We start from the raw sequence: 25,644 nt of genomic DNA, 5'->3' as shown, positions 1-25,644 counted from the left end.
AAATATCCGCTGGCAAAGCGCGGGAATGACAGTGAATCATCACAAGAGAGGGCGGCGGAACGGCACGATTTTTCAGGTAATTCTGCAAACGATCGATTGGCCAAAATAAAAAATTGACCATGAATGGAAATTTGGTTTTAAATTTCGTAAATTTAACAAAATTAAGTTTTATTCATTTATGTGACCCCGATTCCATTCCCAATCTCACTGGCTGAAGCCCGTAATGGTAGTGATATGTTTCAGGGTGGATTTTTGAGAATTAAATCCCGATAAACCACAATGAACTCAGATTAAAACACTGACAAGAAGTGAATTAGTAATGAGTTTGTCTGTAGACGTCACCAAGGAGCTGTCCGGTTCCTGCTCCACCACCGTCAGCGCCACCCCCTGGCGCCGCCACGACACCCACTGGGTCATCAGCCTGTTTGGTACCGCCGTCGGCGCCGGCATCCTGTTCCTGCCCATCAATCTGGGTCTGGGCGGGATCTGGCCCCTCATCATCGTCTCCGTGCTGGCCGGCCCCATGACCTTCCTGGCCCACCGCGGGCTGGCGCGCTTCGTGCTTTCCTCTTCGCGCCCCCACGCCGACTTCACCGAGGTGGCCCAGGAGCACTTTGGCAAGATGGCCGGCCGCCTCATCTCGGCGCTCTACTTCCTCTCCATCTTCCCGATCCTGCTCATCTACGGGGTCGGGCTGACCAACACAGTGGAGAGCTTCATGATCAATCAGCTCGGCATGGATGCCCCGAACCGGGTGATGCTCTCCGGCCTGCTGGTGTTCGCCATGATCGCCGTGATGCTGGCCGGCGAGAAGGCGATGCTGCGCGCCTTTGCCGTCATGGTCTATCCGCTGGCGGCCATCCTGGCGGCGCTCTCCTGCTACCTGATCCCCCAGTGGCAGTGGCCGCAGCTGGGCAGCTTGGAGGGCGGCAGCTTCCTCAACACCGTCTGGCTGGCGCTGCCGGTCACCGTGTTCGCCTTCAGCCACGCTGCCGCCATCTCCGGCTTTGCCAACGTGCAGCGCCGGGAGTACGGCGAGCAGGCGGAAGCCAAGAGCAGCCTGATCCTGCGCAACACCACTGTCATGCTGGTGGGCTTCGTGCTGTTCTTCGTCTTCTCCTGCGTGCTGAGCCTCTCGCCGGCCCAGCTGGCCGAGGCCAAGGCCCAGAACGTCTCGGTGCTCTCCTATCTCGCCAACATCACCGACAATCCGGTGATCGTGACCCTGGGGCCGCTCATCGCCTTCATCGCCATCAGCTCCTCCTTCCTCGGCCACTTCCTCGGGGCCCGCGAGAGCCTGAAAAGCCTGATCGCCAAGCCCACCGGCCTGTCGCTGGCCAAGGCGGACCGGCTCGGCATCGCCCTGATGTTCTTCTCCATCTGGGGCGCCGCCATCATCAACCCGGGGATCCTGGGGCTGATGGAGACCCTCTCCGGCCCGGTGATCGCCATGATCCTGTTCATCATGCCGGTGGTGGCCATCTACAAGGTGGAGGCGCTGGCCCGCTTCCGCCAGCGCTGGGCCAACGGCTTTATTCTGCTGACCGGCGCGCTGGCGGTGTCGGCGCTGATCTTCAGTCTGCTGAAGTAACGGCGCGCAACCAGCCGCAAAGCAAAAGAGAGAGGCGACCCCAGGGTCGCCTCTCTTGTATCGGTCCGGTGGTGGCTTCAGCCAAGCTTGGCGCCGTTTTGCACCGCCTGCTCGGGGATGGCGATCACCACGGCGCCGTCCGGCCGGTAGAAGCCGGTCAGCAGAAACTCCGACTGGATCGGGCCTATCTGTTTGGGGGGGAAGTTCACCACGGCGACGATCTGGCGGCCCACCAGCTCCTGCGGTTGGTAGAGATCGGTGATCTGGGCGCTGCTCTTGCGCACCCCGAGCTCGGGGCCGAAATCCGCCCACACCTTGTAGGCCGGGCGGCGCGCCTCGGGGAAGGGCTCGACCCGCACCAGGGTGCCCACCCTGAGCTCCACCATCTCAAAATCCTGCCAGCTTATGGTCTGCATCTTGGCTCCTCGTTGCCCATACCTTGCATGAGCCTCAGCATGCCTCGAAACGACCTGCGCCGTCTTCGGCAAACGGCCGCCCGGTTACGGCAAGCGGCCGTTTTGTTGGCGCCAGCGGGAAGGGGTCAGTCCGGTTTCGGCCAGGAAGCGCTCGGCGAAGGCCCCCTGATTCTGGTAACCGCAGCGGCTGGCCACGTCGCCGACGGGCAGGGCGGTGTGGGCGAGCAGGGTGCGTGCCAGCGCCATGCGCCGCGCCCGGATGTAGTGGGAGACGCTCATCCCCACCTGCTGCTGGAAGGCGTGCTTGAACTGGCTCTGGCCGAGGCAGGCGATGGCGGACAGCTGCTCGTTGCTGAGGGGCTCGGCGAGATGCGCCTCGATATGGCGCTGCACCTTGCCGATGCGCGGGGCGAGGCGGGCACGGCCGCGCGAGCCTGCCTGCTGCGCCTCTGCCAGCAGACCCAGCCACACCTGCTCCATGCCGGCCACGTGGCGCCCCTCGGCCACCATGCGGTGCAGGAAGGCGAGGTAGTGGCGCTGGGCCTCGTCCAGCTCGATGAAGGGGCGCTCACCCAGCTCGCCGGGCAGCCAGTGGCTCTCCTGCACCAGAAACGAGAGCGCCGGATCGGCGGCATAGTCGTGCCGCTCACCGGGGGCGATGATGCAGGCAAAGCCGGGTGCAAGCCGCCGCCCCTGGCCCTGCACCTCGATCTCGATGGGACCGTCGAGGGGGATCACCAGCTGGGCATGGTCGTGGCTGTGGCTGCAGATGTCGCTCTGGTAGCGACGCAGGCTGAAAGGGGCGGATAGCGATGACGCGGCCTGGGGCCGCGTCATCGAAGGGGGTTTGCTGTTTGGCATCTGCTGCAGGATTACTCGGCGTCGAAATCTTCGATCTCTTTGCCCAGCGCTTCCATGATGGCACGCGCCTCGGCAGGGACGCTGTCCGGATGATCCTTGCGCAGATCTTCGTCGCAGGGCAGCGGCTGACCGGTGAAGGCGTGCAGGAAGGCTTCGCAGAGCAGCTCGCTGTTGGTCGCATGACGCAGGTTGTTCACCTGGCGACGGGTGCGTTCATCGGTCAACACCTTCAGCACCTTGAGCGGGATCGAGACGGTAATCTTCTTGACCTGTTCGCTCTTCTTACCGTGTTCCGCGTAGGGGCTGACGTAGTCGCCGTTCCACTCTGTACCCATGATCCACCTGTTCTCATTTAGCCGTGAGCGCGGATTTTAACCCTTAAGGAATTTAATGGCAATCCAACAGCAAAGCCATTTAGACGTCTGGAAGTGTTGACGGCCTTTTTAAGCTGGCGTAGTGTGGTTCACCATGAGCCTGCAATGGCGGGATGGCGCGTGGCAGAAACAGCATGCCAGCGTGTGAAGAGACATCAAGGAGAGTGACATGACCCACAAGGCCACCCAGGCGGTACTTTGTATCGGAAGATCGAGACAGAACGATCGCACAGTCACGGCGCCAAGGAGAGCATCATGAGTCATAAAGCCACACTGGCAGTACGCACCGGGATTGAGACAGACACACAGCACGGTGCCGTGGTGCCGCCCATCTACCTCTCCAGCAACTACACCTTTGCCGACTTTGGCGAGCCCCGTCAATACGATTATGCCCGCTCCGGCAACCCGACCCGCACCAATCTGGCGGACGCGCTGGCGGCGCTGGAAGGGGGCGCCGGCGCCGTGGTGACCGGCACCGGCATGGGGGCCGTTCATCTGGTCACCACCGCCCTGCTCAAGGCGGGGGATCTGCTGATCGCCCCCCACGACTGCTACGGCGGTACCTGGCGCCTGTTCGAGTACCTGGCGGCCAAGGGCCATTACCGGGTGCAGTTCGTCGATCAGGGGGATGCGGCGGCACTAGCCGCCGCGCTGGCCCAGCAGCCCGCACTGGTGTGGGTGGAGACCCCCTCCAACCCGCTGCTGCGGGTGGTGGACATCGCCGCCATCGCCGAGGCGTCCCACGCGGCGGGCGCCAAGGTGGCGGTGGACAACACCTTCCTCTCGCCACTGCTGCAACAGCCGCTGGCGCTGGGGGCGGACCTGGTGGTGCACTCCACCACCAAGTACATAAACGGCCACTCCGACGTGGTGGGCGGGGTGGCGATCGCCAAGGATCACGAGCTGGCCGACTCCCTGGTGTGGTGGGCCAACTGTCTGGGGCTCACCTCCGGGGCGTTTGACTCCTACCTCACCCTGCGCGGCCTGCGCACCCTGGCCCCCAGGTTGCGCGCCCATCAGGAGAACACCGACCGCATCCTCGCCTTCCTGCAGCAGCAGCCACTGGTCAAGCGCATCTATCACCCCAGCCTGCCGAGCCATCCGGGCCACGATATTGCGCGCCGTCAACAGTCCGGCTTCGGCGCCATGCTAAGTTTTGAGCTCGATTGCAGCGAGGTGGGCATTCGCGCCTTCCTGGCGGCCCTCACCCTCTTCTCGGTGGCCGAATCCCTCGGCGGGGTGGAGAGTCTGGTGGCCCATCCGGCCAGCATGACCCACAGGGCCATGACCCCGGCCGCCCAGCAGGCGGCAGGCATCAGCAACCAGCTGCTGCGGCTGTCGGTCGGTATCGAACACGGTGAGGATCTGGTGGCCGATCTGGCCGCAGCGTTTGCACAGGCACAGCAGGTGGCGAAGTAATGGAACAGCAGCAACAAGGAGAGATCGCGGTGGCAACAGAAGCAGGCTTGAAGCGACGTCACGTCCACAAATTCGGTGGCAGCAGTCTGGCGGATCCGGTCTGTTATCGCCGGGTCGCCAGCATTCTCGAACAACAAGCCGAGCAGCAGGGGGGCGGGCGAGAACTGGTGGTGGTCTCCGCCGCCGGCAAGACCACCAACCGGCTGATCCAGCTGGTGGAGCTGGCCGAAGCCGGGGATGAAGCCGCCGGCGAGGCCATCTCGGCCCTGCAGGCCTATCAGCAGAGCCTGATCGACGGCCTGCTGGAAGGGGAGCTTCACCTCGCTCTGAGCCAGCAGCTGGCCGACGACATGCAGCTGATCGCCAAGACGCTTGAGGGGCAGTTTGACCGCTTCGAGCGCAACGGCCTGCTCGCCTTTGGCGAGGTGTGGTCGGCGCGCCTGTTGGCGGCCTTGCTCACCAGTCGCGGCGACAAGGCCATCTGGCTCGATGCCCGCAGCTTCCTGCGCGCCGAGGATGGTGCCTTGGTCAAGGTGGATACCGCGCTGTCCAGCGAACTGCTCAAGGCACGGCTGGCGGAACACGCCGGGCGCATCGTGGTGACCGGCTTTATCGCCGCCGACATGGAGGGACGCTCCCTGCTGCTCGGCCGCAACGGCTCCGACTACAGCGCCAGCCTGTTGGCCCTGCTGGCGGACGGCGAATCCACCACCATCTGGAGCGACGTGGCCGGGGTCTACAGCGCCGACCCGCGCCGGGTCAAGGAGGCGCGCCTGCTGGAGCGCCTGAGCCTGGCTGAAGCGAACGAGCTGGCCCGCCTCGGCTCCTCGGTATTGCACTCGCGCACCCTGCAGCCAGTGGCCGACAGCCGCCAGCGCCTCACTTTGCGCTGCAGCTACAACCCGGATGAGGGCTGCACCCACATCCTGCGCCGTGCCCCGCGCTCCGGCGGCGCCCGCATCGTCTCCTCGGTGGATCAGATTGCCCTGATCGAGCTCAAGGTGCTGCCGCAGACCCATTATGAGCAGACGGTAGCAGCCATCGAGGCCCATCTGGCCCGCCATCGCCTCAACCCGCTCACCCTGCAGCGTCAGCCGGATCGCCGGATCCTGCGCCTCGCCTACACCCTCGAGGTGGCGCAGGGGGCGTTCGAGCTGCTGCGCGACTTCCAGCTGCAGGGCAGCTTCACCGGTCTTATCCAGCGTGAAGGCTACAGCCTGGTGGCGCTGGTGGGGGCCGGCGTCACCGACAACGCCGAGCAGTGCCACCGCTTCTACCAGCTGCTGGCGGATCAGCCGCTGGAGTTCGTGCAGGTGGCCAAAGACGGCCTGAGCCTGGTGGCCGTGCTGCGCCAGGTGGTGCTGGAGCCACTGCTGATCGCCCTGCACAGCGCCCTGTTCAGCCGCCCGAACCGGGTCGGTCTGGTGGTGTTCGGCAAGGGCAACATCGGCGGTCACTGGCTGAATCTCTACGCTCGCGAGAAGGCGCGGCTCGAGCATGAACTGAACCTGGCGCTCACCCTCTACGGGGTGTTCAGCTCGGAAGGGGGACTGCTGGATGAAGAGGGGCTGGATCCGCTCAAGGTGCAGGACAACTTCAATCCCAAGCCGCTGGTCTGGCCCGAGCTGCTGGCCCAGCTGGAGCAGCACGGTTTCGATACCCTGATTGCGCTGGACATGACTGCCAGCGAGACGGTGAGCCGCTACTACCCGGACTTTGCCCAGCTCGGCATTCACATCATCGCCGCCAACAAGTTTGCCGGCGCCGCCGACAGCGAGTTCTACCAGCGCATCAAGCAGACCTGCCGCGACCATCAGGTGCAGTGGCGCTACAACGCAACCGTCGGTGCCGGGCTGCCGATCCAGTCCAGCATCCAGATGCTGCGCCAGAGTGGCGACCGTATTCAGGGGGTCTCCGGCATCTTCTCCGGCACCCTCTCCTGGCTGTTCCAGCAGTATGACGGTACTCGCCCCTTCTCCGAGCTGGTGGACGAGGCGTGGCAGCACGGCCTGACCGAGCCGGATCCCCGCGAGGATCTCTCCGGCCAGGATGTGCGCCGCAAGCTGCTCATTCTGGCGCGGGAGGCGGGCTTCGAGCTCGACTCCGCCGATATCGAGCTGGAGAACCTGGTGCCTGTCTCCCTGCGCAAGGTGAGCACGGATCAGTTCATGGACAGGCTCAAGGAGTTGGATGACCCGATCCAGACCGCCTTCGAGGGGGCACGCCGGGTCGGCAAGGTGCTGCGTTACGTCGCCCGCTTCGAGCATGACGGCAAGGCGCGGGTCGGGCTGGAGGCACTGGAGCCCCACCACCCGTTCGCCAACCTGCTGCCATGCGACAATATCTTCGCCATCGAGAGCGACAGCTATCGCACCAACCCGCTGGTCATTCAGGGGCCGGGCGCAGGCCGGGAAGTGACGGCCGCCGCCATCCAGTACGATCTCTGGCAGATTTGTGCCAGCCTGTAACAGCAAACAAGCCGTTCAGCAAAAGAGGCGCCACTGGCGCCTCTTTTTATTTTATTGTTTAGCGCCAGGTTTTTAGGTCTGCCGGCTGATTTCCCTATCCCGTAAGCGGCCCGTTTTTTAGCTTCTTCAACAGGTTGCTGGCAGGAGTCAGGTAATAACCGGACTTGCACATGTAGCATGAACGGGCATTGCTCCCGCACAGACTGGTCAAGAACGGGTACGGTATTGGTTCCCCCTCTTATTCGCTGAGGCGAGTACGCTTGTCCAGGTCGCGAGACAGGATGTCGAGCGAGTGGCGCCGGGCCATGGATGGCCCGTCGGCGCGTGCCGTCGGACATGCGGGTGAGCCGAAGGTACCCGACGTAGTCGGGCGAAGAAGCGGGGGAGAAGACCTTTGGTGACTTTGGGTCTTTCCAAAGTCACTCGCCCCAGCCCGAAGGGCGGGCGACACCCCTTCGAGACCTGCAGGCTTGCATCCACCATCCTATAAAGCTGTAAAGCGAGCGATTGCGCCTGATAGTTAATCGACCCTGCGATTCCATGGCAACGCCTAACAACCAAGGATTCTCCAGCAACCCGGTTCTAGTGGGCCCTGTAGATATGACAAAGGGCGCCGAGACGCCCTTTGTCATTGAGGGGAGCTTGATAGCCCCGACTATCAACCGGTGTTGCGCATACCGGCTGCGATGCCGGCGATGGTAACCATCAGCGCCTGATCCAGCTCGGGATGCAGGGTCTCGGCATGGTTGCGCGAGCGACCCAGCAGCTCGACCTGCAGCACGTTGAGCGGGTCTGTGTAGGGGTTGCGCAGCTTGATGGACTCCTTGATCCAGGGCTGGTCGTCGAGCAAGTCGCCCTGCGGGCGCAGCTCCAGCACCACCTGGATGGAGTCAGCAAGCTCCTGACGCAGCTGTTTGCCCAGACCCCACAGCTCTTTGGGCACCAGCCGGGTGTCGTAGTACTCGGCCAGCCAGACGTCAGCTTTTAGGAACACCATCTCCAGCATCTCGAGGCGGGTGCGGAAGAAGGGCCACTGGCGGCTCATCTCTTCCAGCACGCCCTTTTGACCGTCGGCGATAGCCTGCTGCAGCCCCTTGTGGGCGCCGAGCCAGGCCGGCAGCATCAGCCGGTTCTGGGTCCAGGCGAAGATCCAGGGGATGGCGCGCAGGCTCTCGACCCCGCCGTTGGGTTTGCGCTTGGAGGGGCGCGAACCGAGCGGCAGCTTGCCGAGCTCCATCTCCGGAGTGGCGGCGCGGAAGTAGGGCACGAAGTCCGGATGACCGCGCACGATACTGCGGTAGTGATCGCAGGAGACGGTCGCCAGCTGCTCCATCACGGCGCGCCAGCACTCCTTGGGCTTGGGCGGTGGCAGCAGGTTCCCCTCCAGCACGGCGCTGGTGTAGAGGTTGAGGCTCTGGATGGCTACTTTCGGCAGGCCGAATTTGAAGCGGATCATCTCGCCTTGTTCGGTCACCCGCAGGCCACCGCGCAGGGATCCCGGCGGTTGCGACAGGATCGCCTGATGGGCAGGAGCACCACCACGGCCGACGGTACCACCACGGCCATGGAACAGGGTCAGGCGCAGATTGTTCGCCTCGGCCAGTGCCACCAGGGATTCCATGGCGGCGTACTGGGCCCAGCCGGCGGCCATCATGCCCGCGTCCTTGGCGGAGTCGGAGTAGCCGATCATCACGTACTGACGGCCCTGGATGTAGCCGCGATACCAGTCCACCGACAGCAGGCGCTCCATCACGGCGGTACCCGCCATCAGGTCTTCCTGGGTCTCGAACAGCGGGGCGACCGGCATGCGGAACTTGCAGCCAGCCTCTTTCAGCAGCAGCTGCACCGCCAGCACGTCGGACGGTGCGCCAGCCATGGAGATGATGTAGATGCCGAACGCATCGGGATCGTGCTGGGCGATGACCTTGCAGGTATCCAGGGTCTCGCGGGTCTCGTCGCTCGGCTCCCAGTCGGTCGGGATGAGCGGGCGGCGGGAGTTGAGTTCGCTCAGCAAGAAGGCTTGCTTGTCATCTTCGCTCCACTCGGCGTAGTCGCCCATGCCGAGGTAGCGGGTCAGCTCGGAGAAGACCTGGCCGTGGCGCTCGCCATCCTGGCGGATGTCCAGCTTGACCAGGTGGATGCCGAAGCAGGCCAGCTTGCGCAGCACGTCCAGCAGCATGCCGTCGGCGATGTTGCCCATGCCGCAGGCGTGCAGGGAGTGGTAGCAGAGCTCCAGCGGCTCGCGCAGCTGGGCGGTGGTCTTGACCAGATCCCGGCTCTCGCTCGCCTGGCCCTGCACCTTGGCGGTGAGGAACTCCTGGGTCTCGCGCAGCTGTTCGCGCAGCTCGCGTACCAGGGCGCGGTAAGGCTCGGGGTGATCGCCGACCCGCTCGCGCACGGCGTCGGTGCAGTCGGACATGGAGAGCTCGGAGGTGAGTTCCTTGATGTCCTTGTAGAACAGGCTCACCGCCATCCAGCGGCCCAGCTCCAGCACTTCGGCGGTCACCTTGGCGGTGACGAAGGGGTTGCCGTCGCGGTCGCCGCCCATCCAGGAGGTGAATTTGACCGGCGCGGCATCCAGCGGCAGCCGCACACCCAGGTGGTGTTGCAGCCGTTCGTCCAGATTGCGCATGAATTCGGGGATGGCCGGCCACAGGCTGTTTTCCACCACGGCGAAGCCCCATTTGGCTTCGTCCACCGGGGTTGGGCGCTGTTCGCGGATCTCGTTGGTGTGCCAGGCCTGGTTGACCAGCTGTTCGATGCGATTGAGGATCTTGTCCCGCTCGCGGGGCAGCAGATCGGAGAGCTCCAGCGCCTCGAGGCAGTCGTTGAGCTGCACATGCTTGTGGATCAGGGTGCGACGGGTCACCTCGGTGGGGTGAGCGGTCAGCACCAGATCGATGTCCAGCTCGCGCACGGCCTGGATGATGGCCTCTTGCGACAGGTTGGAGGCTTTCAGCTTGTCGAACATCTGCTCCAGCGGATCCGGGGTGCAGACCTGCTCTTCGCAGCGACGGGAGATGGTGTGGAACTGTTCGGCCACGTTGGCCAGGTTGAGAAACTGGCTGAAGGCGCGGGCCACCGGCAGCAGCTCGTCATCGCTCAGGTTGCGCAGGGTATCGAGCAGACGTTCCCGGTCTGTCTCATTGCCTTTGCGGGAGGATTTGGCCAGCTGGCGAATGGTTTCGATCTTGTCGAGGAAGGCCTGTCCCTGATGATCCTTGATGGACTTGCCCAGCAGTTGACCCAGCATGCCTACGTTGGCGCGTAGTGCGGCGTACTTTTCGTTCATTCCACATCCTTATCTTGTTGGTGCCTGACACCCATCCGGGGTGAGAGACGACCTCACTTATTGTTGTGCGATTACAACATATGCTCCGTCATCTTAGGGTGACAATCTACCCAGATTGTCTGCGCAAGGTCAAATAACAGGCCGATTCAGAACATGTATTTCCATCACCTGTCCCGAGGTGCGATGTCATGTAACTTACTTACATTCCCGTCAATTCAGAGACAGAAATGGCGGATCAGGTGCTGCAATACGCGGGTGGTCGGCTTGACGAACGACAGATCCAGATATTCGTCCGGCTGGTGGGCCTGGGCGATGTGGCCGGGGCCCAGCACTATGGTTTCACAACCGAGCTGCTGGATGAAGGGGGCCTCGGTGCAATAGTTCACGGATTCGGCGGCCCGCCCGCTCGCCCGCTCGGCCTCGCGCACCAGCTCGGAGTCGCCGTTGCAGGCGTAGGCGGGGATCGGCTCGTGCAGGTGCTGCAGGTGCAGGCAGCCAGGCTGGTGAATTTCGATGGGGGAGAGCGCCTCTTTGAGCATGCCCATCAGTTCGTCGGGGCCCACCTGCGGGGTGGGGCGCATGTCGATGTGCAGTTCGCAGCAGCCGCAGATGCGGTTCGGGCTGTCGCCCCCCTGGATGTAGCCGAGGTTCAGGGTCGGTTGCGGCACGGCGAATCTGTGGTCGGCGTACTTCTCCTTCAGGCTGTGCTGCAGCTTGAGCACCTGGCCCATGGCCTGGTGCATGATCTCCAGCGCGTTGATGCCGTTGGCGGGATCCGAGCTGTGACCACTCTTGCCGGTAATGCGGATGGCTTCCGACATGTGCCCCTTGTGGGCCACCACCGGCACCAGCCCGGTCGGCTCGCCGATCACCGCGTAGTCGGGTTTCAGCTCAGCTGCGGCAGCGATGGCCCGGGCCCCCGCCATGGTGGTCTCTTCATCGGCGGTAGCCAGGATGCGCAGCGGCTTGTTGAGCGTCTTGAGATCGATCTCCTTGAGCGCCTCGACGATAAAGGCGAAGAAGCCCTTCATGTCGATGGTACCGAGGCCATAGAGGCGGTTGCCCTCTTCGGTCACCTTGAAGGGATCCTTGCGCCAGGCGCCCTCATCGAACGGCACCGTATCGGTGTGGCCCGCCAGCAGCAGCCCCCCTTCGCCCTGACCTATCGTCGCCACCAGATTGAATTTGCCCGGCAGATCGGGCAGGGCGGTTACCTCGCATTGAAAACCGAGCTGACCGAACCAGTCGGCTAGCAGCCGGATCACCGCCTCATTGCTCTGATCCCAGCGGGGATCCGTGCTGCTGATGGACGGAATCGCAATAATATTCTTGTAGAGTGAAAAAAAATCCAGATTGGCCACCTGCTCCTCCTTGCTTCCCCGGAATGTTTCTGTTAGAAAATACAAATGCAAAGTGAGTGCATGAATATTCTGTAAGTTTGCCTGAATACGTGGCTCATCGACAAGGCTTCTAGTTGTAAGGGAAAGTTAATGTTCTGTCACCTGATCTATAACCGACGACACACACCCGCCTGAATTGCCCCTCCGCACTTGTGCATGGGGCATCGAACCCCCTTGTGCACCGCAGCACCATGCTGTGAATCTCGAACTCTGACTTGGAATACTCAACATGCTTAACACCGTTATCGTCGGTGCCAGTGGCTACGCGGGAGCCGAGCTGGCCGCCCTGGTCCAGAACCATCCACAACTCAAGCTGTTCGGCCTCTATGTTTCCGCCGGCAGCCAGGACGCCCACAAGCGTTTCTCTTCTCTGCATCCCCAGTGGGTCGGCGCGCTCGATCAGCCGCTGCTGCCGCTGGACGAAGATGGCATGACCCGGATCCTGACCCAGGCCGATCTGGTGCTGCTGGCCACCGCCCACGAGGTGAGTGCCGAGCTTGCACCCAAGTTTCTCGCCAAGGGGCTGCCGGTGTTTGATCTCTCCGGCGCCTTCCGGGTCAGGGATCAGCAGTTCTACGCCTCCTACTACGGCTTCACCCACGACAGCGAGCAGTGGCTGGATCAGGCCGCCTACGGCCTGGCCGAGTGGAATGCCGCAGCGGTCAAAGCGGCCCAGCTGATTGCCGTGCCAGGTTGCTACCCGACCGCCTCTCTGTGCGCCCTCAAGCCGCTGCAGCAGGCAGGACTGATTGCCAAGGGGTGGCAGCCCATCATCAACGCCGTCTCCGGGGTCTCCGGTGCCGGTCGCAAGGCAGCCATCAACACCAGCTTCTGCGAGGTGAGCCTCAACCCCTACGGCACCTTCAACCACAGGCACCAGCCGGAGATCAGCCACCACCTCGGCAAGGAGGTGCTGTTCCAGCCTCACCTTGGCAACTATGTGCGCGGCATCCTGGCCACCATCTATGTGCAGCTGGCGGATGGCGTGACCCCCACTCAGGTGGATCAGGCCTTCCTCAAGGCTTACGAAGGCAAGCCGCTGGTGCGCCTGACCGGCCAGATGCCCTCCATCCGTGGTGTCGCGGGCACCCCGTACTGCGACCTCGCCTGGCAACAGCAGGGCAACATGCTGGTGGTGGTATCCGCCATCGACAACCTGCTCAAGGGCGCCGCCTCCCAGGCCATACAGTGCATAAATATCAAGTTTGGATTTGAACCGGCCACCGGCCTGATTTAAGGACTCAAGGAAGGATCGCAACGATGGACAAGCAGACTCTGGTAATCAAGTTGGGTGGCGCACTGATCGAGAACGACGAGGCGCTGACCGCCCTGTTCGCCACCCTCAAGACCTTTCTGGACGAGCAGCACAGACCCCTGGTGCTGGTGCACGGCGGCGGCTGCCTGGTGGATGACCTGCTCAAGGGGCTGGGTCTCACCTCCACCAAGAAGAACGGTCTGCGGGTGACCCCGTTCGAGCAGATCCCCTTCATCGCCGGCGCGCTGGCTGGTACCGCCAACAAGATGATGATGGCCAAGGCCATCGCCACCGACATCCCGGCGGTGGGGCTCTGTCTGGCGGACGGCGGCCTCTGTCAGGTGACCCAGCTCGACCCGGCACTCGGCGCCGTGGGTGACTGCCAACCGGGCAACCCGGCGCTGGTGGCGGGGATCCTGGGGCAGGGCTTCTTGCCGGTGGTGAGCTCCATCGGCATCACGGCCCAGGGGCAGTTGATGAACGTCAACGCGGATCAGGCGGCCACCGCCATTGCCGAGGCGCTGGGCGCCGACCTGGTGATGCTCTCCGACGTGAGCGGCATCCTGGATGGCAAGGGCAAGCTGGTGCCCCAGCTCGACAAAGTGACCGCGCTGGATCTGATGGAGAAGGGGGTGATCAGCGACGGCATGGCGGTCAAGGTGAAAGCCGCCCTGCATGCCGCCGAGACCCTGGGCAAACCGGTCTGTGTCGCCAGCTGGCGCTACCCGGATCAGCTGCTCAAGCTGCTGGCTGGCGGCGCCGTCGGCACCCAAGTCACCCTCTGATCTCCACCGGAACAAGGAACATCCGATGCAACATCTTCTGAAAGACAGTGATCTGAACAAAGCCCAGATTGAGGCGCTGATCGCCCTGGGCAAATCGGTCAAGGCCGATCCGAAAAAGTACGGCCAGGCGCTGGCCGGCAAGAGCGTGGTCACTCTGTTCGAGAAACCCTCCCTGCGTACCCGGGTCACCTTCGACATCGGCATCGCCAAGCTGGGTGGCCACAGCGTCTATCTGGATCAGCAGAACGGCGTGCTGGGCAAGCGGGAGTCGGTGAAGGATTTCGCCGCCAACCTGTCGCGCTGGTGTGATGCCATCGTCGCCCGGGTGTTCGATCACCAGACCCTGGTCGAGCTGGCGGAGCACGGCACAGTGCCTGTGGTGAACAGCCTGTGCAACCTCTACCACCCCTGCCAGGGGCTGGCGGATTTCATGACCATCAGCGAACACTACGCCGATCTGTCGAAGGTGAAGCTGGCTTATCTCGGCGATGGCAACAATGTCAGCCACTCTCTGCTGCTGCTGGGGGCGACCCTGGGTACCGACGTGACCCTGGTCTGCCCGAAAGGCCACGGCCCGGATACCCAGATCTTCCTGCAGGCCCAGGCACTGGCGGCCCAGTCCGGTGCGACCATCCACATCAGCGACGACGTGGCGGCCATCGAAGGGTTTGACGTGGCCTACACGGATACCTGGGTCTCCATGGGTGACAACACGCCAATGGAGCAGGTAAAAGATATCTTTATGCCTTATCAGATCAACCAGGCCCTGCTCGACCGTACCGGCATCCAGCACGTGCTGCACTGCCAGCCGGCGCACCGGGAGCTGGAGATTACCTCTCAGGTCATGGACGGGCCTGGCTCCCTCATCATGGACGAGGCAGAAAACCGGATGCATATCCAGAACGCCGTGCTGCTGACCCTGCTTGGGCACAAATAACGGCAACCGACCCCAAATAACACCCTTTTATCGAATCATCATGGAGAGAAGTAAATGAGCGGAATCAACAAGATCGTACTGGCTTACTCGGGCGGACTGGATACCTCGGCCATCATTCCCTGGCTGAAGGAAAACTATGATGCGGAGATCATCGCCTTCGTCGCCGACGTCGGTCAGGAGCGTGACGATCTGGAAGGGATCGAGCAAAAAGCCATCGCCTCCGGCGCCACCAAGTGCATCGTCAAGGATCTGCGGGAAGAGTTCGTCAAAGAGTACGTCTACCCGACCCTGAAGACCGGCGCTGTCTATGAGGGCACCTACCTGCTGGGTACCTCCATGGCCCGTCCGGTGATCGCCAAGGCGATGGTCGAGGCCGCGCTGGCGGAAGGGGCCGATGCCATCTCCCACGGTTGCACCGGCAAGGGCAACGACCAGGTACGTTTCGAAGGTGCGGTCGCCGCTCTGGCGCCCCAGCTGAAAGTGATCGCCCCGTGGCGTCTGTGGGACATGCGCTCCCGGGAAGATCTGCTGGCCTACCTGGAGACCCGCAACATCCCCTGCAAGGCGACCCTGAAGAAGATCTACAGCCGCGACGCCAACGCCTGGCACATCTCCACCGAGGGTGGCGAGCTGGAGAGCACCTGGAACGAGCCGTCCGAAGCGGTCTGGCAGTGGACCGTGCCGGCCGAGCAGGCTCCGGATCAGCCGGAGTACGTCAAGCTGACCGTGGCCCAGGGTGAAGTGGTGGCCGTTGACGACCAGCCGCTCAGCCCGCACCAGATCCTGACCACCTTGAACGAGCGTGCCGGCAAGCACGGCGTGGGCCGCATCGACATCACCGAAAACCGGATGGTGGGCATGAAGTCCCGCGGCTGCTACGAGACCCCGGGCGGTACCGTGATGGTCGCCGCACTGCGCGCCGTGGAAGAGCTGGTACTGGATCGCCCGACCCGCGCCTGGCGGGAAAAGCTGGGTGCCGAGTTCTCCCATCTGGTCTATGACGGCCGTTGGTTCACTCCGTTGTGCAAGGCCATTGTCGCCTCTGCCAACGCCATTGCCGAAGATCTCGACGGTGAAGTGGTGCTGAAGATGTACAAGGGTCAGGTCACCGCGGTGCAGAAGAAGTCGCCGAACAGCCTCTACTCCGAAGACTTCGCCACCTTCGGCGCTGACGAAGTGTACGACCAGAGCCATGCCGAAGGCTTCATCCGTCTCTACACCCTGGCCAGCCGGATCCGCGCCATGAAGGAGCAGCACCAGGCCATCGGTGGCGATCACACCCACGGCTAAGCAAGCGCGATAACCCGTTGATTCCGTTGAGGGGGCATGGCCCCCTCTTCTATAGGTTGAGGGCATGGCTCCTGAGCCATCATCGGCGGGTGTGACAAGAGCGGCAGCGCCTCGACCGCTTCTGTGAGATAACAGGCTCGCAGAAAAACAGGGCACGATTTCAAGCTCGGTGGCCAGGGGCCGCTGACAACGCATTCAAGGAGAGCAGTATGGCACTTTGGGGTGGACGCTTCAGTCAGGGAGCCGATAGCCGGTTCAAGCAGTTCAACGATTCGCTGCGGTTTGATTACCGGCTGGCGGAGCAGGATATTCAGGGCTCCATGGCCTGGGCCAAAGCGCTGGTCAAGGTGGGCGTGTTGACCGCTGATGAGCAGGGCAAGTTGCAGCAGGCGATGGAAGTGCTGCTCGCCTCGGTACAGCAGGATCCCCAGCAGATCCTGAGCTCGGACGCCGAAGATATCCACTCCTGGGTCGAGAGCCAGCTCATCGCCGCTGTCGGCGATCTCGGCAAGAAGCTGCACACCGGCCGCTCGCGCAACGATCAGGTCGCCACCGACCTGAAACTCTGGTGCAAGGCCCAGGGCGAGCTGCTGCTCGGCTCCATCACCGCCCTGCAACAGGGGCTGGTCGCCTCCGCTCGCGAAAATCAGGCCGCGGTACTGCCCGGTTACACCCACCTGCAGCGGGCCCAGCCGGTCACCTACGCCCACTGGGCACTGGCCTATGTGGAGATGCTGGAGCGGGATTACTCCCGGCTGCAGGATGCCCTCAAGCGCCTCGACACCAGCCCGCTCGGCTGCGGCGCGCTGGCGGGCACCGCCTACGCCATCGATCGCGAAGCCTTGGCGCTCGACATGGGCTTTGCCGGCGCCACCCGCAACAGTCTGGATTCGGTCTCCGATCGGGATCACGTGGTGGAGCTGATGCACGTGGCGTCCCTCTCCATGACCCACCTGTCGCGCTTTGCCGAAGATCTCATCTTCTACAACACCGGCGAGGCGGGGTTTGTCGAGCTGTCCGATGCGGTCACTTCCGGCTCGTCGCTGATGCCGCAGAAGAAGAACCCGGATGCGCTGGAGCTTATTCGTGGCAAGACCGGCCGGGTGGTCGGCGCCCAGATGGGCATGCTGATGAGCCTGAAGGCGCTGCCGCTGGCCTACAACAAGGACATGCAGGAAGACAAAGAGGGGCTGTTCGATGCCCTCGACACCTGGCACGACTGCCTCGACATGGCGGCGCTGGTGCTGATCGATCTGAAGGTCAATGGCGAGCGCACCATGGCGGCGGCCCAGGGCGGCTACGCCAACGCCACCGAGCTGGCGGACTATCTGGTGGCCAAGGGAATTCCGTTCCGTGAGGCGCACCATATCGTCGGCGAGACCGTGGTCTACGCGATCCAGGTGAAGAAGCCGCTGGAGGAGCTGACCATCGGCGAGTTCCAGCGCTTCAGCCCGGTGATCGAGTTCGACGTCTACCCCAATCTGGAGCTGGAAGCGACCCTCGCCAAGCGGGTTGCCAAAGGCGGCGTCGCCCGCGAGCAGGTTGAGGCAGCCCTGACTGCCGCCGAAGCTTGGCTGGCCAAGCGCGGCTGATTGCCGAATTGGATAAAACGAAGAGGGCTCAGGCCCTCTTTTTTATGTCTATGCCATCGCCTGCCACTCCCGATTGCGCAAGAATGGGCTTCTGCATGGACGCCAATGCCTCGCTCAAGGAGCCTTTATGTATCAACCACCCCATTTTGCCGTTACCGACTCCGAGACCCTGCACCAGCTGATCCGGGCCTATCCGCTGGGGGCCCTGATCACTCATGGTGAAGAGGGACTGGATGCCAACCATCTGCCGTTCGAGTTGGATGCTGGAGAAGGGGAACATGGTGTCCTGCGTGCCCATGTTGCTCGCAACAACCCGCTCTGGCAGGAGGTGAAAGACGGCGACGACGTGCTGGTGATCTTCAGGGCTGCTGATAGCTACATCTCCCCCAACTGGTATCCGGGCAAGCATGAGCATCACCAGCAGGTGCCGACCTGGAACTACAGCGTGGTGCATGCTCACGGTCGCATCCAGATCCGCGACGATGCCCGCTTCGTGCGCCGGCTGCTGGCAAATCTGACTCGTCACCATGAGGCCGGAGAGCCGACCCCATGGAAGATGGCGGATGCGCCGCGAGACTATCTCGAAACCATGGTGCAGGCGGTTGTCGGCATCGAAATCGAGATAACCGGGCTGGTCGGCAAGTTCAAACTGGGTCAGAACAAGGAGGCGGCGGATCGCCTGGGAGCGGCCAATACCTTGCAGGAGCGCGGGCAGACCGCGCTGGCTGAGGCAATGCTGAGTCCACCTTCCTCACTACCCTAGCGTGGCAGCATGAGGTCCGGCCCGACAAAAACGGCAACCTCCAGGTTGCCGTTTTTCATGGTTCCACTCCCGTTCACGCGCTGGCATTGAGCAGCTTGCCGACGCCTTCCCCCTTGCCGTTGGGCAGGGTTTGCTTGAAGGCGTAGAGCAGTTGATCGAGGTTGAGGTCGCTGTTGCCAAGGGAGCCCTTGAGGGTGTCGAGCTCGCTCTGCAGCGCGTCGAGGCGGGTGCTCTGGGTGCCGTCGGCCAGCTGGGTGCGGGCGGCGTCGATGGCCTGGGACAGCGACTGGCCCGAGTACTCCTGACCCAGGGTCTGCATCAGCGCCCCCATGAAGTGATTGATGGCGGGGCGGTTTTGCTCGCTGTTGGCATCCTTGACTCCCAGCCGCTGGAACAGGCTCTGCACCGTGGGGGCGAGCCGTTCTTCCTGGACGGGGGGCTCGGCCTTGGCCTGTGGCGTGCCATCGCCGAGCAGCTTGCTGCCGAGCTTGAGGGCAAGGGAGGCGAGGGGAAGCAGGGTGCTGATGGCGATCATGATGTCACTCTCCGTACGACTGATGTCATGACGGAGCAGGGAATGGGCCAGCTTGGCGAAAATTCAGCCTGAAAATGGCAGGGGACTGATCCAGCTGTGAATTTAGTTTTTGCCTGGCAGGAGGCGGGTGAGCACAGGAGGGGGCGGCGGCAAACCCTTGCAGCCCGGGGGCTGGCCGGTTTGCCGCCCGGCTTGCCGGATCAGAGCTCCTTGAATGGGCGGCGCTTCTCCTCCTCGATGACGATGGCCTCCAGATTGGCGATGCGCTCCTGCAGCTGGTTGATGAGCACGTCCTGTTTGCCGAGGCGGTCGGTGATGCGAATATCCCCCAGCTGGTAGCGGGCCCGCTTGCTGAGAAAGCCGAACAGTGCGCTGATGAAGACGATCAGCACGATACCGGTCCACATGGTCATGAGTGACTCCTTGCCGATGAACAAACGAGAAAACAGCCTGATTGCCTTCTGTTGTCTCATACCCGATTGCCGGCTGCAATGGCCGACAATCGGGCACTGCGACCCGCGTCAGATCGTCTGCCAGAGCGGGCGGCCGAGCCAGAGCCCCCACAGGGTGAGGTGCAGCAGCACGATGAACCAGAACACCCTGCGATAGCTCCCCTTCTGGGTCTTGTGACGCAACCAGTGGCGGGCCACCAGGGCACCTGGCCAGCCGCCGAACAGCTCCAGCAGGTGGAGCCGGGATTCGGGGATGCGCCAGCCACCGCGAATGGCCTGGCGCTTGTCGTGGGCGTAGGCCAGCACCGTCAGCAGGCTCATGGTGGTGACGATGGCCAGCGGCCACCAGTTGGTGTCGACCAGGCCGAGCCAGGCGGTCCACAGCAGGGGAAGCAGGGCGAGCCAGATCACAGGGCCAGCTCCCAGCCACGGGGGGCATCCGAGCTCAGGCTGCGGATCACGCGCGCCGGGTTGCCCACCGCCACCGAGTCGGCCGGGATGTCGCGGGTGACCACGGCGCCGGCTCCTATGATGGAGCGCGGCCCTATGGTGACGCCGGGGCAGATGATGGCGCCGCCGCCAATCCAGCAGTCATCGCCGATCCGCACCGGCTTGTTGTAGGCGGTCCAGTTGCGTCGTTCCAGATAGTCCATGGTGTGGGTGGCGGTGTAGATCTGCACGTTGGGGGCCAGCAGCACATGGCTGCCGATGTGCACCTCGCCCACGTCGAGAATAGTGATGTTGAAGTTGAAGAAGGTCTTCTCGCCGATGTGGATATTGCGGCCGAATTCGCAGGTGAAGGGAGTGCTGATCCAGCAGGTGTCGGGGCAGTGGCCGAACAGCTCGCCGCACAGGCGCTGGCGCAGGGCTTCGTCACCGGCCGAGGAGGCGTTGAGTTGTGCCAGCAGCGCCTGACCACGGATCCGGTCGTTCGCTATCTCCTCGCTCTGGCTGTCCAGGGCGCCGCCCGCCAGTACCTTGTCCCAATCGCTTGCCATGCTACAGCTCCTCTCATGTGCCAAGAGGAGCCAGTATACGCGAGCACTCTGGCGGCGTCAGGCTGTCACTTGCTGCAAGCTCAGGCGCCGGGCCAGATCAGCGGCAGGATCAGCAGGGCCGAGACGAAGTAGGGCAGCAGTACCCGCAGCCCCAGCCGGCGGCCGCCGATCCCCAGGGCCAGCAGCCCCTTCACCAGCGAGTTGACCAGCCCGGCCAGCAGGATGCCGCGGGCCGCCACCTCCAGCGCCAGCTCCTTGTGGGAGAGCTGGGAGAGCGACAAGGTGATGGCGTCCACGTCGGTGATGCCGGAGACCAGCGACAGCAGGTAGACCCCGGAGTTGCCCACCTTGCTCTGCAGCAGGGTGGCCATGAAGCCGATCAGTGCCAGCAGCAGGCCGAACTTGATGGCGGTGGCGAGATCGAGCGGGTTGCTGGTCTGGGGCTGCACCGGGCCGTCGGTCAGCTCCTCGCGCTGGCGCCAGAACCAGAAGGCGAAGCCGTAGACGGTGGCCGCCAGCAGCAGCAGGGGCGCTGCGAGGCGCATCGCCAGCTCGCTGTGAATGAGCAGCACCAGTACCAGCAGCCGCAGCCACATGGTGGCCCCCGCCAGCAGGATGCCAGTGGCCAGCAGCCGCTCCAGCCCGCCCTGCTCCTTGTTGAGGCGGGCAAACTGCAGGGTGAGGGCGGTGGAAGAGGCGAGTCCCGCCAGTATGCTGGTGAGCACCAGCCCGGCGCGGGTGCCGAGCAGGCGTACCGCGAAGTGGCCGCAGAACGAGATGCCGGCGATCACCACCACCATCAGCCAGATCTTGAAGGGGTTGAAGGCATCGAGTGGCCCCATCTCTTCGTTGGGCAGCACCGGCAACAGCACCAGCGAGATGAGCAGAAAGCGCAGGGTGGCGTGAAATTCGGTCTCGCTCAGAAACAGCATCCCCTGCTGGATCTTGCCCTTGAGCCCCATCAGCAGGGCTGCCAGCACGGCGCAGGCCACCGCTTCGCTCGGGCTCAGCAGCACCGACATCAGCCCCAGCAGATAGGTGAGCAGCATGGCCACCGAGCTGGTGAGACCAAACTCCCCCTGCCAACGCTGGGCCAGCCAGACCGAGAGGCCGCAGCCCGTCACCACCGCCAGCAGACCGAGCAGCGGCAGCCAGGGGCCCAGGGTGGGCAGCAGCAGGGCGCATACCCCGCCGAGCAGGCCGATGAGGCCGTAGGTGCGCATCCCGGCGATGCGCTGGTTGTCCCCCAGCTGGCGCACCTGCCAGCCCCGCTCCAGACCGATGATGAGGCCGATGGCCAGCGACACCAGGGCGCCATTGACGGGTTCTGCATTGATCCACATAACGACTTCCTTTTCGTCATCTGCCTGCCTTGTTTCCATGATGGCACAGCCGGCACCGGGCCAGCGCGGCCTGGCTCACAGAGTGTGCGAATGGCGCCCGGGCCCTCCTGATATGAGCAAATGAGATAAGCAAAGCGTTATTTCTTGGTTCTCGGCATAACAAGCCCGCGGCATGCTGCATTCAACCCAACGAGATATGGAGTATCCCCATGAAACTGCGAATGACCGCCCTGACCCTGCTCTCCCTGCTGGCCCTCGGTCAGGCCAATGCCGCCGAGATCCGCCTGCTCAACGTCTCCTACGATCCGACCCGCGAACTGTTCCAGGAGTACAACGGCGCCTTCGCCAAGGAGTGGAAGGCGAAGACCGGCGACGATGTTGTGGTCAGCCAGTCCCATGGCGGCTCCGGCAAGCAGGCGCGCGCCGTGGTGGACGGGCTGGAGGCTGACGTGGTGTCGCTGGCGCTGGCCTACGACGTCGATGCCGTGGCCAAGCAGGGGCTGATCGCCGCCGACTGGCAGAGCCGGCTGGCCAACAATGCGGCGCCCTATACCTCCACCATCGTGTTCCTGGTGAGAAAGGACAATCCCAAACAGATCAAGGACTGGGATGATCTGGTGCGCAAGGACGTGGCCATCGTCACCCCCAACCCCAAGACCTCCGGCGGGGCGCGCTGGAACTACCTGGCTGCCTGGGGCTATGCCCTGAAGAAGAGCGGCAGCGAGGAGGGGGCCAAGCAGTTCGTCGGTGATCTCTACAAGAACGTGAAGGTGCTGGACTCCGGCGCCCGCGGTGCCACCACCAGCTTCATCGAGCGGGGCCTTGGCGACGTGCTGCTGGCCTGGGAGAACGAAGCCCTGCTGGTGCTGGGTCAGCCCGGCAATAGCGACAAGTTCGAGCTGGTGGTGCCGTCGGTCTCCATCCTGGCCGAGCCGCCGGTGGCGGTGGTGGACAAGGTGGCCAAGAAGCACGGCACCGAGGCGGTGGCCAAGGCTTACCTCGACTACCTCTACTCCGACGAGGGGCAGCGCATCATCGCCAAATATCACTATCGCCCCAGCAACCCGGCGATCCTGAAGGAGACCGCGGCCCAGTTCCCGCAACTGGCGCTGTTCACCGTCAAGGATCTGGAAGGGGATTGGGACAAGGCGCAGAAGAAGCACTTCGCCCAGGGCGCCCTGTTTGATCAGATCTACCAGCCGGGTCGCTAAGCGGCCGGCCATCGCCAACTTAACTGGCCCCTGTGCCAGCTGATAGGAGCACCAAGATGAACAAGATCCTCCTGGTTCCTGGTCTGCACAACAGTGGGCCGGATCACTGGCAGAGCCGCTGGCACCAATACTTCCCTCACTGGCAGCGGATGGTGGGGTTGCCGTGGGATCGGCCTGACCTCACGGTCTGGAGCGCCAAGCTGGCGAGCAAGCTGCGCAGCCGGCGCGGCCGGGCCCACCTGGTTGCTCACTCCTTCGGTGCGCTGGCGGCCATCACGGCGGCGCGCCAGCAGCCCGACAAGGTGGCCTCGCTGTTCATCGTGGCCCCGGCGGATCCGGCCCGCTTTGGCTTGCCAGACGAACTGCTGGCAGGGTCGCTCAAGGTGTCGGCCCAGCTGGTGGCCAGCCGCAACGATCCCTGGATGAGTTTTGAGCGGGCCGAGTACTGGAGCCGCCAGTGGCAGGTGCCGCTGTTCGATGCCGGCGAGGTGGGCCACATCAATGCCCAGTCCGGCCACGGCGAGTGGAATCAGGGGCTCAACCTGCTCGGCACCCTCTATCGACGGGCCGAGATGGTGGTGGAGCCGACGCCGGCGCTGTGGGAACGGCGGGCGGCCTTGAGTTTTCGCTGAGCGGCGAGCGTTGATCACAGAGGTTTGGAACAGAGAAGGGGGGCAGGCACCCGACACCACGACAGTCTGATTTGGATAGCTTGGTACATTGCACGACGCTCCATTTTTAGGTCTTTTATTTATATAAAAGACCTTTTTTTCATTTTATGGCTCTAAAAGCCTTGTGCGCCGCTGTTAGACAAAAAAGTGCTTAGCAAAGGCGTTATTGGTGTTTGTTGCCCCAAACAGGAATGCGCAGAATCGCTGTATCTAATGTTTTTCATAACAAACGGATGCGTTATGCGATTTGGTTCTTACTCCGTGCTGCCGGGCTTCGGCCCGACCCTCGGCTTCAGCCTGCTCTATCTGGGTGTGCTGGTGCTGCTGCCGCTCTCGGCGCTGGTGCTGTTTGCGGTGAACAATCTGACCCTGGCCGAGTTCTGGCAGGTGATAGGTTCGCCGCGGGTGCTCGCCTCCTTTCGTCTGAGCTTCGGGGCTGCCCTGGTGGCGGCGCTGCTCAACGCCCTGTTCGGCCTGATCCTGGCCTGGGTACTGGTGCGCTACACCTTCCCCGGTCGTCGACTGGTGGATGCCCTGATCGACCTGCCGTTCGCCATGCCCACCGCCGTCTCCGGCATCGCCCTGTGCGCCATCTTCGCCCCGAATGGCTGGATCGGGCAGTGGGTCGCCCCGTTTGGCATCGAGCTCGCCTACAACCCCATCGGCGTGGTGATTGCGCTCACCTTCATCGGGCTGCCGTTCGTGGTGCGCACCCTGCAGCCGGTGCTGCGGGAAGCCGAGACCGAGCAGGAGGAGGCCGCCGCCAGTCTGGGCGCCGACCGCTGGCAGACCTTCATCCGGGTGCTGTGGCCGACCCTGGTGCCGGCCCTGCTGACCGGCTTTGCCCTGGCCTTCGCACGGGCGGTGGGGGAGTACGGCTCCGTCATCTTCATCGCCGGCAACCTGCCGATGGTGTCGGAGATTGCGCCACTGATGATCATGAGCCACCTGGAGGAGTACGACTACGCCGGCGCCTCCGCCATCGCCGTGGTCATGCTGCTGATCTCTTTCATTTTGTTACTGCTTATCAACAAGTTGCAGGCCTGGAGCTGGGCCCGTATCGGAGGGAGCCGGATATGAACGCATCCAACGCAAGCCTGGCGCTGGCAACGGGCGAGGCGGCGCCGACCACCTCGGTGCGCCAGCCCCCCGTTATCCGCGAGCCGGTCTGGGTCAAGTGGCTGCTGATCACGGTCGGCCTCGGCTGGTTTGCCGCCCTGCTGCTGCTGCCGCTGGCCACCGTCTTCATCCAGGCGCTGAGCCCTGGCTTGGCCTTCTTCTGGCACGCCATCAGCGAGCCGGACGCCCTCAGTGCCCTCGGTCTCACCGCCCTGGTGACCCTCTGCTCGGTACCCCTCAACCTGCTGTTCGGGATCGCCGCGGCCTGGGCCATCGCCCGTTTCCGCTTCCCGGGCCGGCAGCTGCTCATCACCATCATCGATCTGCCGTTCTCCGTGTCGCCGGTGATCGCGGGGCTGATGTTCGTGCTGATGTTCGGCAGCCGCGGCTGGTTTGGCGAATGGCTGAGCGAGCACGACATCAAGGTGATCTTTGCCACCCCAGGCATCATCCTGGCCACCACCTTCATCACCGTGCCCTTCGTGGTGCGCGAGCTGCTGCCCCAGATGGAGGCGCGCGGCCCGGAAGAGGAAGAGGCGGCCATCATGCTGGGGGCGAGCGGCCTGCAGATGTTCTGGCGGGTCACCCTGCCCGGCATCCGCTGGAGCCTGATGTACGGCCTGCTGCTCTGTACCGCCCGGGCGGTGGGGGAGTTTGGCGCCGTGTCGGTGGTCTCCGGCCACATTCGCGGCCAGACCAACACCCTGCCGCTGCACATCGAGATCCTCTACAACGAGTACCAGACCGGCGCCGCCTTCGCGGTGGCCAGCCTGTTGGCCCTGTTCGGGATCTTCACCCTGCTGGGGGAAACCCTGCTGGCCCGGCTGCGTGCCCAGCCCACTTACTCTCACTGATCATCGAATTCAAGAGGC

Annotated in this window: 23 protein-coding genes; 13 read left to right on the top strand and 10 right to left on the bottom strand. The window is 63.6% G+C overall.

Features of this window, described 5'->3' with window-relative positions; genetic code table 11:
• Positions 1-319 precede the first annotated feature (319 nt).
• Entirely contained in the window at positions 320-1,591 is a 1,272-nt protein-coding gene (locus PG900_RS10265) for an aromatic amino acid transport family protein (RefSeq protein ID WP_201886967.1), read from the top strand.
• 77 nt (positions 1,592-1,668) lie between these two features.
• On the opposite strand, the gene PG900_RS10260 is transcribed toward PG900_RS10265, so the two are convergent.
• The 3 genes from PG900_RS10260 to metJ form a co-directional block, all read right to left on the bottom strand.
• On the bottom strand, positions 1,669-2,007 hold the full coding sequence (locus PG900_RS10260) for a tRNA-binding protein (RefSeq protein ID WP_010635217.1): 339 nt from the start codon (positions 2,005-2,007) through the stop codon (positions 1,669-1,671).
• Positions 2,008-2,091: 84 nt separating this feature from the next.
• Positions 2,092-2,844 (bottom strand): AraC family transcriptional regulator, encoded by a 753-nt coding sequence (locus PG900_RS10255; protein WP_270798115.1) that lies wholly within the window; start codon positions 2,842-2,844, stop codon positions 2,092-2,094.
• 35 nt (positions 2,845-2,879) lie between these two features.
• Entirely contained in the window at positions 2,880-3,203 is a 324-nt protein-coding gene (gene metJ / locus PG900_RS10250; RefSeq protein ID WP_005308521.1) for a met regulon transcriptional regulator MetJ, read from the bottom strand.
• Between the two features lie 294 nt (positions 3,204-3,497).
• On the opposite strand from metJ, the gene metB reads away from it, so the two are divergent.
• Together metB and PG900_RS10240 are read left to right on the top strand one after the other, a co-directional pair.
• Entirely contained in the window at positions 3,498-4,661 is a 1,164-nt protein-coding gene (gene metB / locus PG900_RS10245; RefSeq protein ID WP_270831415.1) for a cystathionine gamma-synthase, read from the top strand.
• On the top strand, positions 4,661-7,129 hold the full coding sequence (locus tag PG900_RS10240) for a bifunctional aspartate kinase/homoserine dehydrogenase II (protein WP_270831414.1): 2,469 nt from the start codon (positions 4,661-4,663) through the stop codon (positions 7,127-7,129). The genes metB and PG900_RS10240 overlap by 1 nt, the downstream gene beginning before the upstream one ends.
• A gap of 658 nt (positions 7,130-7,787) precedes the next feature.
• Here PG900_RS10240 and ppc read toward each other — a convergent pair.
• Positions 7,788-10,421 carry a phosphoenolpyruvate carboxylase gene (ppc, locus tag PG900_RS10235; RefSeq protein ID WP_270831413.1) on the bottom strand — a complete coding sequence of 878 codons (2,634 nt, stop codon included), beginning with the start codon at positions 10,419-10,421 and terminating at the stop codon, positions 7,788-7,790.
• A gap of 215 nt (positions 10,422-10,636) precedes the next feature.
• Positions 10,637-11,782 (bottom strand): acetylornithine deacetylase, encoded by a 1,146-nt coding sequence (argE, locus tag PG900_RS10230; RefSeq protein ID WP_270798112.1) that lies wholly within the window; start codon positions 11,780-11,782, stop codon positions 10,637-10,639.
• A gap of 268 nt (positions 11,783-12,050) precedes the next feature.
• Here argE and argC point away from each other — a divergent pair, with 268 nt between their 5' ends.
• The 6 genes from argC (at position 12,051) to PG900_RS10200 (ending at position 18,443) form a co-directional block, all read left to right on the top strand.
• Positions 12,051-13,058: an N-acetyl-gamma-glutamyl-phosphate reductase gene (gene argC / locus PG900_RS10225; RefSeq protein WP_270831412.1), complete on the top strand. Its 1,008-nt coding sequence runs from the start codon at positions 12,051-12,053 to the stop codon at positions 13,056-13,058.
• A gap of 23 nt (positions 13,059-13,081) precedes the next feature.
• On the top strand, positions 13,082-13,861 hold the full coding sequence (argB, locus tag PG900_RS10220; protein WP_016349359.1) for an acetylglutamate kinase: 780 nt from the start codon (positions 13,082-13,084) through the stop codon (positions 13,859-13,861).
• Between the two features lie 25 nt (positions 13,862-13,886).
• A complete protein-coding gene (locus PG900_RS10215; RefSeq protein ID WP_268029622.1) occupies positions 13,887-14,798 on the top strand; it encodes an ornithine carbamoyltransferase in 912 nt (303 codons plus the stop codon).
• Between the two features lie 54 nt (positions 14,799-14,852).
• The gene (locus PG900_RS10210) at positions 14,853-16,088 is read left to right on the top strand and encodes an argininosuccinate synthase (RefSeq protein WP_011704563.1); all 1,236 of its coding nucleotides are present in this window, start codon (positions 14,853-14,855) and stop codon (positions 16,086-16,088) included.
• Between the two features lie 209 nt (positions 16,089-16,297).
• Positions 16,298-17,680 (top strand): argininosuccinate lyase, encoded by a 1,383-nt coding sequence (gene argH, locus PG900_RS10205; RefSeq protein ID WP_270798109.1) that lies wholly within the window; start codon positions 16,298-16,300, stop codon positions 17,678-17,680.
• A 127-nt stretch (positions 17,681-17,807) separates the two neighbouring features.
• Positions 17,808-18,443: an FMN-binding negative transcriptional regulator gene (locus PG900_RS10200; RefSeq protein WP_270798108.1), complete on the top strand. Its 636-nt coding sequence runs from the start codon at positions 17,808-17,810 to the stop codon at positions 18,441-18,443.
• Between the two features lie 73 nt (positions 18,444-18,516).
• On the opposite strand, the gene PG900_RS10195 is transcribed toward PG900_RS10200, so the two are convergent.
• The 5 genes from PG900_RS10195 to PG900_RS10175 form a co-directional block, all read right to left on the bottom strand.
• The gene (locus tag PG900_RS10195) at positions 18,517-18,978 is read right to left on the bottom strand and encodes a hypothetical protein (RefSeq protein ID WP_270798107.1); all 462 of its coding nucleotides are present in this window, start codon (positions 18,976-18,978) and stop codon (positions 18,517-18,519) included.
• A gap of 200 nt (positions 18,979-19,178) precedes the next feature.
• The gene (locus PG900_RS10190) at positions 19,179-19,391 is read right to left on the bottom strand and encodes a hypothetical protein (RefSeq protein WP_016349365.1); all 213 of its coding nucleotides are present in this window, start codon (positions 19,389-19,391) and stop codon (positions 19,179-19,181) included.
• 108 nt (positions 19,392-19,499) lie between these two features.
• Positions 19,500-19,841, bottom strand: coding sequence for a DUF1294 domain-containing protein (locus tag PG900_RS10185; protein ID WP_043168168.1), 342 nt, complete (start codon positions 19,839-19,841; stop codon positions 19,500-19,502).
• Positions 19,838-20,428 carry a sugar O-acetyltransferase gene (locus PG900_RS10180; RefSeq protein WP_270831411.1) on the bottom strand — a complete coding sequence of 197 codons (591 nt, stop codon included), beginning with the start codon at positions 20,426-20,428 and terminating at the stop codon, positions 19,838-19,840. The genes PG900_RS10185 and PG900_RS10180 overlap by 4 nt, the downstream gene beginning before the upstream one ends.
• An 80-nt stretch (positions 20,429-20,508) precedes the next feature.
• Positions 20,509-21,771: an MgtC/SapB family protein gene (locus PG900_RS10175; RefSeq protein WP_016349368.1), complete on the bottom strand. Its 1,263-nt coding sequence runs from the start codon at positions 21,769-21,771 to the stop codon at positions 20,509-20,511.
• A gap of 209 nt (positions 21,772-21,980) precedes the next feature.
• On the opposite strand from PG900_RS10175, the gene PG900_RS10170 reads away from it, so the two are divergent.
• From PG900_RS10170 to cysW, 4 genes are all read left to right on the top strand, one after another.
• Positions 21,981-22,982, top strand: coding sequence for a sulfate ABC transporter substrate-binding protein (locus tag PG900_RS10170; RefSeq protein ID WP_029304545.1), 1,002 nt, complete (start codon positions 21,981-21,983; stop codon positions 22,980-22,982).
• A gap of 56 nt (positions 22,983-23,038) precedes the next feature.
• Complete coding sequence (locus tag PG900_RS10165) at positions 23,039-23,614, top strand: RBBP9/YdeN family alpha/beta hydrolase (RefSeq protein ID WP_270831410.1); 576 nt, start codon at positions 23,039-23,041, stop codon at positions 23,612-23,614.
• Between the two features lie 279 nt (positions 23,615-23,893).
• A complete protein-coding gene (gene cysT, locus PG900_RS10160) occupies positions 23,894-24,733 on the top strand; it encodes a sulfate ABC transporter permease subunit CysT (RefSeq protein ID WP_005308571.1) in 840 nt (279 codons plus the stop codon).
• Entirely contained in the window at positions 24,730-25,626 is an 897-nt protein-coding gene (gene cysW, locus PG900_RS10155) for a sulfate ABC transporter permease subunit CysW (protein WP_270831409.1), read from the top strand. The genes cysT and cysW overlap by 4 nt, the downstream gene beginning before the upstream one ends.
• Positions 25,627-25,644: the final 18 nt, after the last annotated feature.

The sequence above is a fragment of the Aeromonas sp. QDB03 genome, assembly GCF_027707985.1.
In the GTDB taxonomy this organism is placed as follows: Bacteria; Pseudomonadota; Gammaproteobacteria; order Enterobacterales; family Aeromonadaceae; genus Aeromonas; species Aeromonas hydrophila.
The sequence above is the reverse complement of the archived record's forward strand: the minus strand, read 5'-3'. Positions and strand labels throughout refer to the sequence as shown.